Source organism: Enterobacter sp. KB-221C9 (assembly GCF_041320715.1).
GTDB classification, from domain to species: domain Bacteria; phylum Pseudomonadota; class Gammaproteobacteria; order Enterobacterales; family Enterobacteriaceae; genus Enterobacter; species Enterobacter asburiae_D.
The window spans coordinates 125,438-142,642 of record NZ_JBGIWG010000002.1; the positions used below are offsets into that span (position 1 = coordinate 125,438).

The 17,205-nt window shown below is 53.9% G+C and carries 17 protein-coding genes; 9 read left to right on the top strand and 8 right to left on the bottom strand.

Annotated features, from left to right (window positions below):
- Nucleotides 1–260 precede the first annotated feature (260 nt).
- From AB8846_RS02695 to acnA, 3 genes are all read left to right on the top strand, one after another.
- Nucleotides 261–401, top strand: a complete 141-nt coding sequence (locus AB8846_RS02695) for a YmiA family putative membrane protein (protein WP_213327741.1) — start codon at nt 261–263, stop codon at nt 399–401.
- A 311-nt stretch (nt 402–712) separates the two neighbouring features.
- Nucleotides 713–811: a small membrane protein YmiC gene (gene ymiC, locus AB8846_RS02700; protein WP_032623144.1), complete on the top strand. Its 99-nt coding sequence runs from the start codon at nt 713–715 to the stop codon at nt 809–811.
- 161 nt (nt 812–972) lie between these two features.
- Nucleotides 973–3,648 carry an aconitate hydratase AcnA gene (acnA, locus tag AB8846_RS02705; RefSeq protein WP_370731951.1) on the top strand — a complete coding sequence of 892 codons (2,676 nt, stop codon included), beginning with the start codon at nt 973–975 and terminating at the stop codon, nt 3,646–3,648.
- 36 nt (nt 3,649–3,684) lie between these two features.
- On the opposite strand, the gene ribA is transcribed toward acnA, so the two are convergent.
- Entirely contained in the window at nt 3,685–4,275 is a 591-nt protein-coding gene (ribA, locus tag AB8846_RS02710) for a GTP cyclohydrolase II (protein ID WP_063145054.1), read from the bottom strand.
- Nucleotides 4,276–4,472: 197 nt separating this feature from the next.
- Here ribA and pgpB point away from each other — a divergent pair, with 197 nt between their 5' ends.
- The 5 genes from pgpB (at nt 4,473) to yciH (ending at nt 8,123) form a co-directional block, all read left to right on the top strand.
- On the top strand, nt 4,473–5,240 hold the full coding sequence (gene pgpB / locus AB8846_RS02715; protein WP_063145055.1) for a phosphatidylglycerophosphatase B: 768 nt from the start codon (nt 4,473–4,475) through the stop codon (nt 5,238–5,240).
- Nucleotides 5,241–5,388: 148 nt separating this feature from the next.
- Entirely contained in the window at nt 5,389–5,697 is a 309-nt protein-coding gene (locus AB8846_RS02720) for a LapA family protein (RefSeq protein WP_023312067.1), read from the top strand.
- Between the two features lie 6 nt (nt 5,698–5,703).
- Nucleotides 5,704–6,873 carry a lipopolysaccharide assembly protein LapB gene (gene lapB, locus AB8846_RS02725; RefSeq protein ID WP_023312066.1) on the top strand — a complete coding sequence of 390 codons (1,170 nt, stop codon included), beginning with the start codon at nt 5,704–5,706 and terminating at the stop codon, nt 6,871–6,873.
- Nucleotides 6,874–7,059: 186 nt separating this feature from the next.
- Nucleotides 7,060–7,797 carry an orotidine-5'-phosphate decarboxylase gene (pyrF, locus tag AB8846_RS02730; protein WP_331412124.1) on the top strand — a complete coding sequence of 246 codons (738 nt, stop codon included), beginning with the start codon at nt 7,060–7,062 and terminating at the stop codon, nt 7,795–7,797.
- Entirely contained in the window at nt 7,797–8,123 is a 327-nt protein-coding gene (gene yciH, locus AB8846_RS02735) for a stress response translation initiation inhibitor YciH (protein WP_063145056.1), read from the top strand. The genes pyrF and yciH overlap by 1 nt, the downstream gene beginning before the upstream one ends.
- Before the next feature lie 105 nt (nt 8,124–8,228).
- Here yciH and osmB read toward each other — a convergent pair whose 3' ends face one another.
- The 3 genes from osmB to AB8846_RS02750 all read right to left on the bottom strand — a co-directional run bounded on the left by osmB (nt 8,229) and on the right by AB8846_RS02750 (nt 9,689).
- Nucleotides 8,229–8,447, bottom strand: coding sequence for an osmotically-inducible lipoprotein OsmB (gene osmB, locus AB8846_RS02740; protein WP_008501216.1), 219 nt, complete (start codon nt 8,445–8,447; stop codon nt 8,229–8,231).
- Nucleotides 8,448–8,710: 263 nt separating this feature from the next.
- Nucleotides 8,711–9,463, bottom strand: coding sequence for a DNA-binding transcriptional regulator YciT (locus tag AB8846_RS02745; RefSeq protein ID WP_023312063.1), 753 nt, complete (start codon nt 9,461–9,463; stop codon nt 8,711–8,713).
- Nucleotides 9,464–9,506: 43 nt separating this feature from the next.
- A complete protein-coding gene (locus AB8846_RS02750) occupies nt 9,507–9,689 on the bottom strand; it encodes a hypothetical protein (protein ID WP_024907126.1) in 183 nt (60 codons plus the stop codon).
- Nucleotides 9,690–9,882: 193 nt separating this feature from the next.
- Between AB8846_RS02750 and AB8846_RS02755 the strand changes: the two genes are divergently transcribed.
- Nucleotides 9,883–10,752, top strand: a complete 870-nt coding sequence (locus AB8846_RS02755; protein ID WP_370731952.1) for a crotonase/enoyl-CoA hydratase family protein — start codon at nt 9,883–9,885, stop codon at nt 10,750–10,752.
- Here AB8846_RS02755 and pdeR read toward each other — a convergent pair.
- The 4 genes from pdeR to fabI form a co-directional block, all read right to left on the bottom strand.
- The gene (gene pdeR, locus AB8846_RS02760; RefSeq protein WP_370731953.1) at nt 10,749–12,740 is read right to left on the bottom strand and encodes a cyclic di-GMP phosphodiesterase; all 1,992 of its coding nucleotides are present in this window, start codon (nt 12,738–12,740) and stop codon (nt 10,749–10,751) included. The two genes, AB8846_RS02755 and pdeR, sit on opposite strands and share 4 nt — an antisense overlap.
- A 322-nt stretch (nt 12,741–13,062) precedes the next feature.
- Nucleotides 13,063–14,997: an exoribonuclease II gene (locus tag AB8846_RS02765; protein ID WP_370731954.1), complete on the bottom strand. Its 1,935-nt coding sequence runs from the start codon at nt 14,995–14,997 to the stop codon at nt 13,063–13,065.
- Between the two features lie 88 nt (nt 14,998–15,085).
- Entirely contained in the window at nt 15,086–16,072 is a 987-nt protein-coding gene (locus AB8846_RS02770) for a CMD domain-containing protein (protein ID WP_370731955.1), read from the bottom strand.
- A gap of 153 nt (nt 16,073–16,225) precedes the next feature.
- Nucleotides 16,226–17,014, bottom strand: a complete 789-nt coding sequence (fabI, locus tag AB8846_RS02775) for an enoyl-ACP reductase FabI (protein ID WP_003856831.1) — start codon at nt 17,012–17,014, stop codon at nt 16,226–16,228.
- Nucleotides 17,015–17,205 lie beyond the last annotated feature (191 nt).

Sequence of the window (17,205 nt, forward strand, 5' to 3'; positions counted from 1 at the left end):
CATCCCCTGTCATATAATGTCATTATCCATTTAATTCGTAAGGTTATAATGTCGTGAATTGGCGACAAAAGTAGAAACTAATTTACGCCTTCGCAAATTTTTCTTTTCAATTATTTATTTCTGGTCAAAAGATTGAATATTTCATACCACCCGGTGCGTAAATTCACTGGCTTTTCGGCTAAAGTTTCTTTAGGATTTATCTCAACAGATGATTAATTATACCAATTGTTTGGTCCTAAATGATAAGCGATGTCGATTGTATGAGGTTAGCAATGCCTTCAGGAAGTGAAGAACCGCAAAGGGATCCTGCGCTCAAGCGTAAAGCCTGGCTGGCGGTCTTTCTCGTCTCTACCCTGTTTTGGGTGGTGGTTGCTCTCCTGGCCTGGAAATATTGGGGTTAAATATGGCAGTGACGGTACGTACAGAAACGGTAAAACAGATGTGTCAGCATCGTGACAATGGTCACAGAGGGCGTAAAGCACCTGCGACTGTTGTACCCGCGTCCTGGAAACTGACGCCGCAGCAGCAAGCGTTTATTGATGTGTTCGCAGAAGACGAACCCAAAAAACAATAATTTAGTTAATTGCGTAATGATGCAAATAGTCTGAATATCGACTCTGCACTTTTGTACTCTTTAATAAATACACATCAGCAATATAGCACTGAGGACTCACCTCAGAACTTTTTATAAATAATGCCTGGTGTCCCTACGATGAATAACATGACGTCTCACAAATACTGGTCATGGATCGGCGTTTTTACCGTGTCGATTCTGTTCTGGAGTCAGCTCATCTGGTTGGCCCTCCACTAAATTGTAAAACCTCGCTACGGCGGGGTTTTTTGTTTTCCCATTCTGGACCAATCCTAAATTTATCAATTTGGGTTGTTATCAAAACGTTACGACATCTTTGTGTTATCTTTAATTACGGCCCTGGTGATTGTCGGGGCATCTCTGTGATTAAGGAGGAGCTTATGTCGTTAACCCTACGCGAAGCCAGTAAGGACACATTACAGGCAGAAAACAAAACCTGGCATTACTACAGCCTGCCGCTGGCTGCCAGAACGCTTGGGGACATTTCGCGTTTACCCAAGTCATTGAAAGTTTTACTGGAAAATCTCTTGCGCTGGCAGGACGGTGACTCTGTTACCCTCGATGATATCCAGGCGCTGGCAGGGTGGCTTGAAAATGCCCACGCCGACAGAGAAATTGCCTACCGCCCGGCAAGGGTACTGATGCAGGACTTTACCGGCGTCCCTGCCGTCGTTGATTTAGCCGCGATGCGCGAGGCCGTTAAGCGTCTCGGCGGAGATACGGCAAAAGTGAATCCGCTTTCCCCTGTTGACCTCGTCATTGACCACTCCGTAACCGTTGATCGCTTTGGTGATGACGACGCCTTTGGCGAGAACGTGCGTCTGGAGATGGAGCGTAACCACGAGCGCTACGTGTTTCTGAAGTGGGGGCAGCAGGCGTTCAGCCGGTTTAGCGTAGTCCCGCCAGGTACCGGTATTTGTCACCAGGTTAACCTTGAATATCTGGGTAAAGCCGTCTGGGGTGAATTGCAGGATAAAGAGTGGGTCGCCTATCCGGACACGCTGGTGGGGACGGACTCCCACACCACCATGATCAACGGTCTGGGCGTGCTGGGCTGGGGCGTCGGGGGTATCGAAGCGGAAGCGGCCATGCTCGGCCAGCCGGTGTCCATGCTTATCCCGGATGTGGTGGGGTTCAAGCTTACCGGCAGGCTGTCTGAAGGTATTACCGCCACCGATCTGGTGCTCACCGTCACCCAGATGCTGCGTAAGCATGGTGTGGTAGGCAAGTTTGTCGAATTCTACGGGGACGGGCTGGATTCGCTGCCGCTGGCCGACCGCGCCACCATTGCCAATATGGCGCCGGAATACGGCGCAACCTGCGGCTTTTTCCCCATTGATGATGTCACGCTGGAATACATGCGCCTTAGCGGGCGCAGCGAAGAGCAGGTCGCGCTGGTGGAGGCTTATACCAAAGCGCAGGGCATGTGGCGAAATCCGGGCGATGAACCCGTCTTCACCAGCACGCTTGAACTCGATATGGCAAGCGTTGAGGCGAGCCTCGCCGGGCCGAAACGTCCGCAGGATCGGGTCGCGCTGAGTGACGTGCCAAAAGCCTTTGCCGCCAGCAATGCGCTGGAAGTGAACGTGGCGCAGAAGGACCATCGTCCGGTCGACTATGTTCTGAACGGACATCAGTATCAGCTCCCGGATGGCGCGGTGGTTATTGCCGCCATTACCTCCTGCACCAACACCTCGAACCCCAGCGTATTAATGGCGGCCGGTTTATTGGCTAAAAAGGCGGTAGAGCTTGGGCTAAAACCTCAGCCATGGGTCAAGGCCTCGCTGGCACCGGGTTCCAAAGTGGTGTCGGATTACCTGGCACAGGCCAAACTGACGCCGTACCTTGACGAGCTGGGCTTTAACCTCGTGGGCTACGGCTGTACGACATGCATCGGTAACTCCGGCCCGCTGCCTGAACCTATTGAAACGGCGATCAAGCAGGGCGACCTGACGGTAGGCGCGGTTCTGTCCGGCAACCGTAACTTTGAAGGGCGTATTCACCCGCTGGTGAAAACCAACTGGCTGGCCTCGCCGCCGCTGGTGGTTGCTTATGCCCTGGCAGGGAACATGAATATCAACCTGGTGACCGACCCGATTGGCCACGATCGCAAGAATGACCCTGTCTACCTGAAAGATATCTGGCCATCTTCGCGTGAAATCGCGCTGGCCGTTGAAAAGGTCTCAACCGAGATGTTCCGCAAAGAGTATGCGGAGGTCTTTGAAGGCACGCCGGAATGGAAAACCATTAACGTTATTGGCTCAGATACCTATGACTGGCAGGATGACTCGACCTATATTCGTCTGTCGCCGTTCTTTGATGAGATGCTGGCCGAGCCGGCGCCGCTCAAGGATATCCACGGCGCGCGCATACTGGCGATGCTGGGGGATTCTGTCACAACTGACCACATCTCTCCGGCGGGGAGTATCAAAGCCGATAGCCCGGCTGGCCGTTATCTGCAAAGCCGGGGCGTCGAACGTCGTGATTTTAACTCCTACGGATCGCGTCGCGGTAATCATGAAGTCATGATGCGCGGGACGTTTGCCAACATCCGCATTCGTAACGAAATGGTGCCGGGCGTAGAAGGGGGCATGACGCGCCATCTGCCGGGTACGGAAGTCGTTTCGATTTATGATGCGGCGGTCAAATATCAACAGGAAGGTACGCCGCTGGCGGTGATCGCCGGGAAAGAGTACGGTTCCGGCTCCAGCCGAGACTGGGCGGCGAAAGGTCCGCGTCTGCTTGGCGTTCGCGTGGTCATCGCCGAATCGTTCGAACGCATTCACCGCTCGAATCTGATCGGTATGGGGATCCTGCCGCTCGAGTTCCCGCAGGGCGTGACGCGCAAAACGCTGGGACTGACCGGGGAAGAGCAGATTGAGATTAGCGGTCTGCAAAACCTGCAGCCGGGTAAAACGGTGCCGGTGAAGTTAACGCGGGCAGACGGGAAAACCGAGGTGCTGGACTGCCGGTGTCGTATTGATACGGCAACCGAGCTGACCTATTACCAGAACGATGGCATTTTACATTATGTGATTCGTAAGATGCTGGACTAATGAAACAAGCCCGGCACGCGTGCCGGGCTTTTAGCATCACTCTTTCAGCAGATGGCCCATCTTGGCGGCTTTGGTATCAAGGTAGTGGGCGTTTTTCGGGTTACGGCCGACAATCAGCGGTACACGCTCGACGATGTTAATCCCCGCTTCGGTCAGGATTTCCACTTTTTTCGGGTTATTGGTCAGCAGGCGAACTTCGTCCACGCCCAGCAGCTTGAACATATCGGCGCACAAGGTAAAGTCGCGTTCGTCAGCGGCAAAGCCGAGCTGGTGGTTTGCTTCAACCGTATCGTAGCCCTGGTCCTGAAGCGCGTAAGCTCGGATTTTATTCAGCAGACCAATATTACGACCTTCCTGGCGGTGATAAAGCAGTACACCGCAACCTTCTTCTGCAATATGAGACAGGGCGGCTTCCAGCTGGAAACCACAATCACAGCGCAGGCTGAACAGCGCGTCGCCGGTAAGACACTCTGAATGGACGCGGGACAGCACCGGCGTCTGCCCTGAAATATCGCCATACACCAGCGCGACATGATCCTGTCCGGTTGCCAGTTCTTCAAAACCCACCATCAGGAAATCGCCCCATGGGGTTGGCAGTTTGGCTTCTGCCACACGTTTAAGCTGCATGTGATTCTCCAGAGTAGGCTGACACGTTTCGTGCCTTTGCCCTGTTTTGCTTTCTGTATCAGTTCATTTTGCCACAAGCTCAGCAGGTTCGCCTAATGGGCACCATGCTATATGAACGTTAAACGCACGATCCGACATCTCCACCCGGTGGATTAATTTCAGTTATGATTGTGACGCTTAGCGAAAAAGGAGAAGACATGCTTTCAATCGCCAGACGTACGGCAGCAGGTGCGGCCATTTTACTGATAATGCCCCTGGCCGTATGGCTTTCAGGCTGGATGTGGCAGCCCGGGCAGAACGCCACGTGGCTGAAAACGTTATACTGGATTACGGAAACGGTCACCCAGCCGTGGGGAATTATTACCCATGTGCTCCTCTGCGCCTGGTTTCTGTGGTGCTTGCGCTTTCGTCTGCGCGCGGCGCTGATGCTCTTTGCGATCCTCGGGGGCGCTATCCTTGTCGGTCAGGGGGTGAAGTCCTGGGTTAAAGATCGCGTTCAGGAGCCGCGTCCTTTTGTCGTCTGGCTGGAAAAAACGCATCATGTTCCGGTGGATGAGTTCTACAATTTAAAGCGTAAAGATCGCGGCGCGCTGGTAAAAGAACAGCTTGCGGAACAGCAGGATATCCCGAAATTCTTGCGTAAACACTGGCAGAAAGAGACGGGGTTCGCGTTTCCTTCCGGTCACACCATGTTTGCGGCCAGCTGGGCGTTGCTGGGGGTTGGGCTGCTTTGGCCAAGGCGTCGAACGGTCACTATCGTGATTTTACTGGTCTGGGCGACGGGGGTTATGGGAAGCCGCTTGCTGCTGGGGATGCACTGGCCGCGGGATCTTGTCGTCGCCACGCTGATCTCATGGCTGCTGGTGACGCTGGCGACCTGGCTTACTGAACGATTCTGCGGCCCGCTCACACCACCGCCAGAAGAGAAAGAAGAAATAGCCGAAAGGGACCAAACCGACGCCTGACGGTTGATATTCCGTATTTTGCCCATAGATCCATGACCTGCGCGTCACTTTTTCCGTTTCGCGCTCGTCGCTAAAATGGTAGTTTATAAGGCTGATTGCGGTGAGTTGAACACACTTTATTCGCTTGAACCACATAACGGGAAGTAATGTGAAATATTTACTCATTTTCTTACTGGTATTGGCGATTTTTGTCATTTCAGTCACGTTGGGTGCACAAAACGATCAGCAGGTGACGTTTAACTATCTGCTGGCTCAGGGTGAGTATCGCGTCTCGAGCCTGCTGGCGGTCTTATTTGCTGCCGGTTTTGCCATTGGCTGGCTGGTTTGCGGTCTGTTCTGGTTGAAAGTCCGTGTTTCTCTTGCGCGCGCTGAACGTAAAATTAAGCGACTCGAAAATAACATTGCCCCTGCGTCTGACATCCCGGAAAGCTCTGGTGTGCCGGTCGTGAAGGAATAATCGACTATGCTGGAGTTGTTGTTTCTGCTTTTGCCTGTAGCCGCAGCCTATGGCTGGTATATGGGCCGCAGAAGTGCGCAACAAACAAAACAGGATGAGGCCAACCGGCTCTCCCGCGACTACGTTGCGGGGGTGAACTTCCTCCTGAGCAATCAGCAGGACAAAGCGGTAGACCTGTTCCTCGATATGCTGAAAGAGGATACGGGGACGGTTGAAGCGCATCTCACCCTGGGTAACCTGTTCCGCTCGCGCGGCGAGGTCGATCGCGCCATTCGTATTCACCAGACCCTCATGGAAAGCGCCTCGCTGACCTACGATCAACGTCTCCTTGCGGTGCAACAGCTGGGGCGTGATTACATGGCCGCGGGGTTGTACGATCGCGCTGAAGATATGTTCGCGCAGCTGGTGGACGAAACAGATTTCCGCATTGGCGCGCTGCAGCAGCTCCTGCAGATTTACCAGGCCACCAGCGACTGGCAGAAAGCCATTGATACCGCTGAGCGTCTGGTGAAGCTGGGTAAAGATAAGCAGCGCGTTGAGATAGCCCATTTCTACTGTGAGCTTGCGCTTCAGCAGATGGGCAACGACGACATGGATAAAGCCATGGCGCTGCTGAAGAAAGGCGCCGCCGCGGACCGCAACAGCGCGCGAATCTCCATCATGATGGGGCGCGTCTTTATGGCGAGTGGCGACTACGCCAAAGCCGTTGAAAGCCTGCTGCGGGTTATCGACCAGGACAAAGAGCTGGTCAGTGAAACGCTGGAAATGCTGCAAACCTGCTATCAACAGCTGGACAAGCAGGAAGAGTGGGTAGCATTCCTGCGTCGTTGCGTGGAAGAGAATACCGGCGCTACCGCTGAACTGATGCTATCTGACGTTGTTGAGCAGTATGAGGGAAGCGACACCGCGCAGGTTTATATTACGCGTCAGCTGCAGCGTCATCCGACCATGCGGGTGTTCCATAAGCTGATGGATTACCACCTGAACGACGCTGAAGAAGGGCGCGCCAAAGAGAGCCTGATGGTGCTTCGCGACATGGTTGGCGAGCAGGTGCGCAGCAAGCCGCGCTATCGCTGCCAGAAGTGTGGTTTTACCGCGTATACGCTCTACTGGCACTGTCCTTCCTGCCGCGCCTGGTCCACCATCAAGCCAATTCGTGGCCTGGATGGGCAATAGTTTTTTTAAAACGCCCCATTTTAGTTACAACATACTGATGGCTTTTACCTCTCGTCGTACATCGTGCGGTTTGCCGGCCTGGCAGGCGCGTAAATGGATCCTGTCAATTTGCGGCGTCGGCAGGTAGAATGCTGGCCGTTTATCTGTTCCGCGCCGCTGCGCGCCCATAGACGAAAAGGGCTGGTCATGACGTCTGTTACATCCTCCACTTCCCGCGTAATTACGGATTCTCCTGTTGTTGTTGCGCTTGATTACAATAAGCGTGACGCCGCACTGGCGTTTGTCGACGGTATTGACCCTCGCGACTGCCGCCTGAAAGTTGGCAAAGAGATGTTCACGCTGTTTGGACCGCAAATCGTTCGCGATCTGCAGCAGCGCGGCTTTGACGTTTTCCTCGATCTGAAATTCCACGATATCCCTAATACCACGGCGCACGCCGTTGCCGCAGCCGCAGAGCTGGGCGTATGGATGGTCAACGTCCATGCATCGGGTGGGGCAAGAATGATGACGGCCGCCCGTGAGGCGCTCCTGCCGTTCGGTAAGGATGCACCGCTGCTGATTGCGGTCACCGTGCTGACCAGTATGGACGAAAACGATTTACGCGACCTGGGCGTGACGTTGTCACCTGCAGAGCATGCCGAGCGTCTCGCGCGTCTGACGCAACGTTGCGGCCTGGATGGCGTTGTTTGCTCCGCGCAGGAAGCGGTACGTTTCAAATCAGCGCTGGGCAAGGATTTTAAACTGGTCACGCCGGGGATCCGCCCTGCAGGCAGCGACGTGGGCGATCAGCGCCGTATTATGACGCCTGAGCAGGCGCTGGCTGCTGGCGTTGACTACATGGTTATCGGACGTCCGGTGACGCAGTCTGCAAACCCCGCTGAGACGCTTAAGGCTATCAACGCATCGCTGAAAAAGGGGGCGTAATGACCGATTCCAACAGCCGTCTGGTCTATTCAACCGATAGCGGGCGAATAGATGAACCGAAAGCGAAAGTAGAGCGTCCAAAGGGAGACGGCATCGTTCGGATCCAGCGCCAGACCAGTGGACGAAAAGGGAAAGGTGTTTGCCTTATCTCCGGCATTGACCTGGATGATGCTGAACTGACAAAGTTGGCGGCCGAGTTGAAAAAGAAATGTGGCTGCGGCGGCGCCGTGAAAGACGGCATTATTGAAATCCAGGGGGATAAGCGCGATTTAATAAAATCTCTGCTGGAAGCTAAAGGGATGAAAGTCAAACTGGCAGGCGGCTAAAATAAATGAGCCACGGCAAATGCCGTGGCTCGTGTTATATACGTGCGTAAGTCAGACCTGAAATGCGTTCAAATATCGCAATACCGGGGAAGGCTTAGATAATAGTTATTTGCCAACCTGGTGACCGATAATACCACCGACAGCAGCGCCACCTAATGTACCCAGCGTACTACCATCCGTTAATACTGCACCACCAAGAGCACCGGCACCGGCACCAATAGCGGTGTTACGGTCACGTTTAGACCAGTTAGAGCACGCGCTCAGGGACATTGCTACAGTGATTGCCAGAACAGCGGCGGCTAATTTTTTGCTGGTTAAGGTCATAATACTTTCTCCTGAATTATCGATTCACGGAAAGATGTACACGTTAAGTATAGACGAATCGAATACTTAATTCTGTTCTCCGTGAAAGCTGGTCGCGCAGGCGTTACGTAATCACGCAGGTGATAGTCACTTCCTGTTATATCGCTAACATTAATTTTACGACTTTAATGCAGGTTAAACAGGTAAAAACTCTTAAAGAAGTACCAGGAATCATCTCAGAGAAAGAAGGGCGTATGCGCCCGAAATTCGGGCGCGGAGGGGACTCAGGCGGTCGTCTTAATAATATTGACGATCAGTCCGTCATCTTCCAATTTATTACGGTGCGCGTCGCTCAATCTTTCGTCGGTAATCACGCGGCTAAAGCGTGAAACGGGGCCCATCGTATAAGGGTGAACGGCGCCAAATTTAGAACTGTCGGTGAGCACAATGGCTTCACACTCTTTTTCCAGCACGGCATTCACGACGTCAGAGCGCATCATATCCCGGCCGGTAAAACCCGTCTCCGGCTGCCAGCCGTCAATTCCGATGAAGGCCTTGCTGAAATGAACCTGCTGGACATACTGACGGGTCAGCGGGCCTACCATGCTTTCACTTTTTTTCTGGTAAATACCGCCGAGCAGAATCACCTCGCAGCGCGTCTCTTTGAGCAAATGCGCGATATAGCTGCTGACGGTGATGATGGTAACGTCCTTTTGATCGGCAAGCGTGCGCGCCAGAAGGGCATTACTGCTGCCGTTTTCAATAAAGACGGTCTCGCCGTTGTTCACCAGGGACGCGGCAAACTCCGCCAGTTCACGTTTGAGCGCGTAGTTATTCATCATGCGCGTCTCAACGTCATCGCTGTCCAGCGGGACAGCATATCCGTGCGCGCGACGCAGGTAGCTCTGTTTTTCCAGCAGATTAAGATCCTGACGGATTGTGACTTCAGACACACCGGTGGTTTTAGCGAGATCGACTACGCTTACGCGTCCCTGATCGATGACCATCTGCAAAATGAGTTGTTGTCGGGAATTCATAGCATCCATTTAATAAAGCGAAACGAGGTCGGAGACGGTGGGGTTAAACTTCCCACGGCGCTTTTGGCTGTCTGTTTTCAGGCGCATTGTCAGCACCATTCTGAGCAAGAAGTTCAGACTTCAGGATCTCGAGATTACGGATAGCAGAGTGATAATCGCCCGCCACCAGGATATCCAGCACGGTATCAATTCGTTGTGCTACAGCTTGTGCGTCAATAGTCGACATAATCTCACCCCAGGCGCGAAAAGTTAATATTTTCAATGATGCAGAAATTAGGATCAAAAGAGAAGGGAAAAAATGCAATAACTAAATTACATAAACGTAAGTGATAAATTTATTCCCCCTCATGCAGCGGGCTTATTGAGTGGATTAGTCTAAAACTGCGCGCAAGGCGCTTTTTTATAAGAGGAATTAGACTATGACAGTTATCAATCAGCCTACCTGCACACTGTTTACCGATACTGAACGGTTCACACAGCTGTCAGGGTATTACGAGGCGGAGCGTCACACGGTCTGGATGATGCTGCGGGCTCAGCCACGCCCTTGCTTTAACCATGCGTTAATCGAGGAGATCATGAACTTTTCATGGCTGGTTCGCCAGTCTGGGTTTGCGGTTGATTTTTGGGTAACCGGTTCGCTGGTTCCCGAAATGTACAATGTGGGCGGTGATTTACAGTTCTTCGTCGAGTGCATTCAGAATGGACGTCGGGAAGCGTTACGGGCGTACGCTCGCGCCTGCGTTGATTGTGTCCATGCGGCCTCACGGGGGTTTGATACGGGGGCCATCTCTCTGGCAATGGTCGAGGGCAGTGCGTTAGGGGGCGGGTTTGAGGCCGCTCTGGCGCACCATTTCGTCCTGGCTCAGCGCGATGCCCGCTTAGGTTTCCCGGAGATTGCCTTCAACCTGTTTCCGGGTATGGGAGGATATTCCCTGGTTGCACGCCGTTCAGGCATGAAGCTGGCGGAGGAACTCATCTACAAAGGGGAATCCCATACGGCTGAATGGTACGAACAGCACGGGCTGGTGGATGTCCTGTTTGAACCCGGACAAAGCTATGTCTCTACCCGAACCTTCATTGATACGCTGCGGCCAAAACTGAATGGCATCAGGGCGATGCTGCGTGCCCGTACGCGGGTTCTGCAATTGCCCCGCAGTGAACTGATGGACATCACGGAAGACTGGGTAGATGCCGCTTTCTGCCTGGAGCCGAAAGATATCGCCTACATGGAGCGGCTGGTCACGCTGCAAAACCGCCATCACGCGGTGGGCTTGCGTAAAGCCAGTTAACGTTGATTTCGCGCTTGATATCGTTTTAGCCATCGCTCGAATGCGGCAGCGGGCATCGGCTTAGCAAACAGAAAACCCTGCCGTTCGTTGACGCCGTTCTTGGTGAGAAAGGCGTCTTCTTTTGCATTTTCCACACCTTCGGCAATCACCTGCAGATTTAACGCCTGTGCAACCGCGACGATAGCGCGCACCAGAGACTGGGAGATGGACTGCTTATGAATATCCCTGACAAAAGACTGATCGAGTTTAATGGCGTCGATAGGGAAGCGGGCCAGTTGCGAAAGGGAAGAGTAGCCGGTGCCAAAATCATCCAGGTGAATTTGCGCCCCGAGTCGGCTGAACTGCTGGATCACGGACAGCGCCAGCTCTTCGTTCTCGATAAGACAGCTTTCGGTTAATTCCACGTCGACAGGGCAGTATTCAAAATTCAGATCCTTCAGCGCCTGCTTTAAGTCACTGAAGATGGTCTGGTCGGCCAACTGGCGTGCAGATACGTTCACCGCCACGCGCAGGTTTATTCCCTTATCGCGCCATTTCGCCACCTGGCGAACCACGTCGAGCATCACCCAGCGGCCCAGCGGCACAATCAACCCCGACTCCTCGGCATAAGAGATAAACTCCAGCGGAGGGATCAACCCCCGTTCTGGCGATTGCCAGCGGACCAGCGCTTCAAGGCTTCTGACTTCCCCGCGCCAGGTTATTTTCGGCTGATAGTGGATCAGAAGCTGATCGTTATCCAGGGCCTTACGCAGGTTGGTATCCAGCCAGAGATACTCAAATACGCGCTGGTTCATCTCGGGGGAGAAGACGCAGAACTTGCCCCGACCGTTCTCTTTGGCGGTGTACATGGCGGTATCGGCGTTACGAATGACGCTTTCCCGGTCGTTCCCATGCTGCGGGGCGAGGGCGATACCCAGGGAGCAGCCGGTATAAATCTCAATCAGACCGATTCGGAACGGCTGGCGCAGACGGGTTAAAATGCGCGATGCCATCGCCTCCAGAGACCCCTGAGAGGTATTGGTGGCCATGACGATAAACTCATCACCGCCAAGTCGCGCCAGCACCTGTTCCTCATCCAGACAGCTCAAAATGGCGAGGGCGACAGCCTGTAACAGCTGGTCGCCAAACATATGCCCGTAAGCGTCGTTGACCTTTTTAAAATTATCCAGATCGAGATACACCACGCCCACCTGCGTGTCGCCGCGGTTGTCGATGGCGTCAGAAATCAGGTCGTGGATCGCATTGCGGTTTGGCAGGCCGGTGATGGTATCGGTATTGGCCAGCACGCGCAGCCGCTCCTGAGCGCGGCGCTCCTCGGTAATATCGGTCCCGGAACAGATAAGGAAAATTTCATTTTTTCCGCTGCCGCTGTGTACGAATTTGTTTCTGAACAGAAACAGCCGCTGCCCTTTACGCGTTTTGATCCAGCGTTCGACTTCGTAGGAGCTGCCGTTGCGAAAAAAACCGGTAATATTGCGCTTTGAAGCGGCCGCTTCGCTGCGGCTCATAAACAGCTTAAACACGTTCTGGCCAATGACTTCATGCTCTTTCAGGCCGGTGTACTCTTCGCTAAGCCGGTTAAAACGCTGGATATTGCCGTGCCGATCGAGAATAACAATGACGGAGTTGGCCTCCGAGACAACCTGTTCCGCGAAAGAAAGCCCCTGGGCCAGATCGCGCGCCACGGAGGGCGTATCGTTCCAGGCGGAAGCGGTTCCGGCCCACTCGTTACGGGTAATTTTACGGCCCACAAGATGAACCGGAACATCTTCCCCGTACAGGGAGAGCGACATGGAAATGCTGGAGGTAATAACGGTTAAATGACGGATGAGATCGGCCTGTTCATCGTCCAGCGCCACGACCTGAGTGACATCGGCATTTTCGCTGGTGGAAAGGTGCAGAGCGTTGCTGTCAGCTGACAAGCGCCACCACGGGCTGTGAGTTCCCATGTAGCGAAACAGCAAATTCTGCTCCAGATCGTCCATCATGTTTTCTCCCGCAGCTTTCATTAGCGCACAAATTATTCATTTGCTGTCGACTTTTCCGTTGAGAAACAGCGGCAAAACCGAAGTGAACTTATTGTTTTTCCCTGTTTTCTTATAATAAAACGAGACAGGTTAAAAAGGATACTGAGCGTATAAAAATTCACGTAACCGAATATAACAACACTCTTTTACTGTAGATAATTATGGCGGTTTTGGGCGAAGGGATACTGAAAATAGTAAGGAAAAATAATGATTTTGTGGTGGGGATAAAAAGAAAAATTGTCGGCCCTTCCGGAAAAGAAAGGACCGACAATTGAAGCGGTTATCAGGCGACAGGACGCGCGATAATGCTGCGGGTTTCCATGCGAACTTCGGCGATAGTGACGTCAATCACGTCGGTGACTTTGTAAACTGTTTCACCTTTAATTTGCACGGTACCGTTTTCCTGGCTACAGACCATTTCGTCACGAACCGCATGCAGGAACGGCGCAGGAATAAACGCGACAGCGCCGTTATCGACCAGGCGGACGCGCATACCCCCGCGGCTGATATCAATGATCTCAGCGGCGAAACGGGTATTCGTACCGGCTTTATCCTGCAGGAAGCGTGCGTACAGCCAGTCTCCAACATCACGTTCCGCCATGCGGTTCAGACGGCGACGATCGGCCATCTGCAGCGTGGTGTCCTCCTGAGGACGGGCAATGGTTTCACCTTTGATAATCGCTTTCAGCAGACGGTGGTTAACCATATCGCCATACTTACGGATTGGCGATGTCCAGGTGGCGTAAGCGTCGAGGCCAAGACCAAAGTGCGGACCCGGCTCGGTACTGATTTCCGCGAAGGACTGGAAGCGACGAATGCGGCTGTCCAGGAAGCCCGACGGCTGCGCGTCCAGTTCGCGGCGAAGCTTGCAGAAGCCCGGCAGCGTCAGCACTTCTTCCGGATCGACGTGCACATCGTGATTCTTCAGCAGGGCCGCCAGCGCTTCGGTATTCGCCGGATCAAACCCGGTGTGGACGTTGTAAATGCCAAAGCCCAGCTTGTCGCGCAGCACGCGTGCGGCGCAGATGTTGGCGGAAATCATTGCCTCTTCAACGATGCGGTTCGCAATGCGTCGCGGTTCGGCCACGATGTCCAGCACTTCGCCTTTCTCGCCCAGAACAAAGCGATAGTCCGGGCGGTCTTTGAACACCAGCGCATGGGTTTTACGCCACTCGCCGCGGTTCAGGCAGATGCGATGCAGCAAACGGATTTGCGCGGCGATGGTGTCGGATTCAGGTTTCCAGCTACCGGTATTTTCAAGCCAGTCGGACACGTTATCGTAGGCCAGCTTGGCTTTCGATTCGATAGTGGCGGCAAAGAACTCGATATCGTCTTCAATCGTGCCATCTGCGGCGATGGTCATGCGGCAGGCAAGCACCGGGCGCACTTCATTTGGACGCAGCGAGCAGAGATCGTCTGACAATTCGCGCGGCAGCATCGGAATGTTGAAGCCCGGCAGGTAGTTGGTGAAGGCGCGGATTTTCGCCGCGTCATCCAGCTTGCTGCCTTCGGCAATCCAGGCAGTTGGATCGGCAATAGCCACGGTCAGATGCAGTTTGCCATCGGCGCTCTCTTCAGCGTACAGCGCGTCATCCATATCTTCTGTGCTGGCGCTGTCGATGGTGACAAACTCCAGCGCGGTGAGATCGCGGCGCGTCAGACCTTCGTCCTGCATCTCAGTCGCGACGCCGTTCGGCGCTTCTTTTTCAAGATTGTGGCGAGCCAGCGTCACCCACCATGGCACGAAATGGTCGGCGCCAAAGGTGATGAACTGGGTCAATTCGGCATAAAAACCGCGATCGCCTTTCAGAGGATGACGGCGCATTTCTGCTACGGCCCAGTCACCTTCTTTAAAATCATGCTCAACGCCACGGGCGGCGCGGCAGGGAATGGCATCTTTCAGCAGGGGATGATCCGGCACGATAGAAAGACGATCGTTTTTTCCCTGCACCTTACCCACAAAACGGGTCAGGAACGGCTCGATCAGTTCTTCCGGCTCGGCAGACTCTCGGTCCTTCTCGGTATGAATGACGGCCATGACGCGATCGCCATGCATCACTTTCTTCATCTGCGGTGGCGGAATGAAGTAGCTTTTCTGCGCGTCAACCTCAAGGAAGCCAAAGCCCTTTTCCGTGGCTTTTACGACCCCTTCTGCACGCGGCGTCTGGGAATGCAGTTGCTGTTTAAGCTGCGCTAGCAGCGGGTTGTCCTGAAACATAATGTTCTATTTTCGTAGCCATTGAGCGGCTGACAGTTTTACGCGATTCTCACTGTCTCAGCAAGCGGTCTTTGGGTAATTAGTATGGTTATTCCTCTTTACCAAACGCGACTTTCAGACGATTGAGCCAGCCATCAAACGCACTCTGGGTAAGCAGCGTGACGGCGTGTTCGCTGGAGAGTCCTTCATCCGTGAGAGGGATAAACTGCGCGGCGCTGAAGCGGTCCGGAGAGCGTGTCAGCAGTTCGACCGCCGCTGAAAGTGCGGGGGACGTCAGCGGGATCTCTTCACGGCTGTTTAACAGGATTTCTCCGGTCAGGTCGAGCAGCGACGGCTCATGGCAAAGGACCGGCGTCAGCGCCTCCAGCGCGGGTTCTGCCTGCCAGCGAGACAGTGACTCAAGCTGATGCGCGCTCGCATAGCGCAGCTCGACGACAGGCAAAAGCGGCACCCAAGCGGCGTGGCGCGTGGGCAGCGTGTGCGGCTGAATATGATGGCCTGGCAGCCAGCGAACAGGGTGTCCCAACAGCGCCTGAAAAATCGCGACGACGCGCGCCTGAAACCCGATAAACCCGATAATCTGGTTTATCACCACAATGTCATACGTTGACAGGCCAACCTCATCAAGCTGGTTCTGCGCTTTATCATCAATGACATCAGGGGAGCTGGCGAGCTGGCGGGCATACTGCGTAATTTGCGCCAGACGTTGGTTACTTTCGCGCGAGGAGTCCGGGCCGGGAAGCGGGGCGAGGAGGGCGGCGTAATGGTTACAGAGCCGCTGAACGCCGCAGGCCTGTGCGACCGTTAGCGCGGTACTGAGTCGATCGTAGGCGCTGAGCGTATGCAGGCGGTTAACGGGAATCGAGAGCGGAAACAGCTGGTGGCATAAGTCTCTGGCAGGGGTAAGCCAGCCAGAACAGGCGGCGACAATCTCATCAGGCAAGGCTAAATCGAGCAAAAAACGATCGTCGACGTTAGCGGCTTCGGGCACCAGAGGCAAAACATCCGTCTGCGCGTGGTTCGACTGGGTTTCGTGATACCAGTGGCCTTTGCCGGAAAAACGGCGTTGTTCCATGTGCGTTCCTTGATCTCAAAATGGCGATCAATATCCTGGCGTAAGGCAGATAAAGGGAAAAATATTGTTAGGTGATAACAAATAGCAGAACGGAATAACGAAGGGGTGGTGCGGGGGGAAAGCTCTCTTCCCGTGCGGGAAGAGAGCCACAGCTTATTTAATTTCCAGCTCGTTCATTGCAGCGATGTTGAAGCCGCCGTCAACGTGAACCACTTCGCCGGAGATACCAGCGGAAAGGTCAGAGCACAGGAATGCTGCAGAGTTACCCACATCTTCAATGGTAACGGTACGACGAATCGGGGTAACCGCTTCGCAGTGTGCCAGCATTTTACGGAAATCTTTAATACCGGAAGCTGCCAGGGTGCGGATAGGACCTGCAGAGATGGCGTTAACGCGCACGCCTTCAGGACCCATTGCGTTCGCCATGTAGCGTACGTTCGCTTCCAGAGACGCTTTAGCCAGACCCATAACGTTGTAGTTAGGGATAGCACGTTCAGCGCCCAGGTAGGACAGGGTCAGCAGGGCTGCGCCCGGGTTCAGCATCGCGCGGCAGGATTTCGCCATCGCAACGAAGCTGTAGGAGCTGATGTCGTGAGCGATTTTGAAGCCATCACGGGTAACCGCGTTCACGTAGTCGCCGTCCAGCTGGTCGCCAGGAGCGAAGCCAATGGAGTGAACGAAACCGTCGAATTTCGGCCATGCTTTTGCCAGTTCAGCAAACATGCCGTCGATGCTTTCGTCTTGTGCAACGTCACATTCCAGAACAATGCTGGAACCCAGCTGCGCGGCAAACTCTTCAACACGGCCTTTCAGCTTGTCGTTCTGGTAGGTGAACGCCAGCTCAGCGCCTTCGCGATGCATTGCCTGTGCGATGCCGTATGCGATGGACAGTTTGCTGGCAACGCCAGTTACCAGAATGCGCTTACCGGAAAGAAAACCCATAGCTTTAATCCTTATATTCATTGCTTATTTTGCCTTGTAATTCATAGCGTTACAGGCAGTATTTCAAAATCATTCGAAATTAGCTCGAAATTATAGCCCACTCACAGCCCCTTGTGTCACGATATTTCTCGCACTTCTCCGAAGACGCCTGCCCCGAAGAATGCGCCGCGGACTCGCGGGGGCTCAAAATT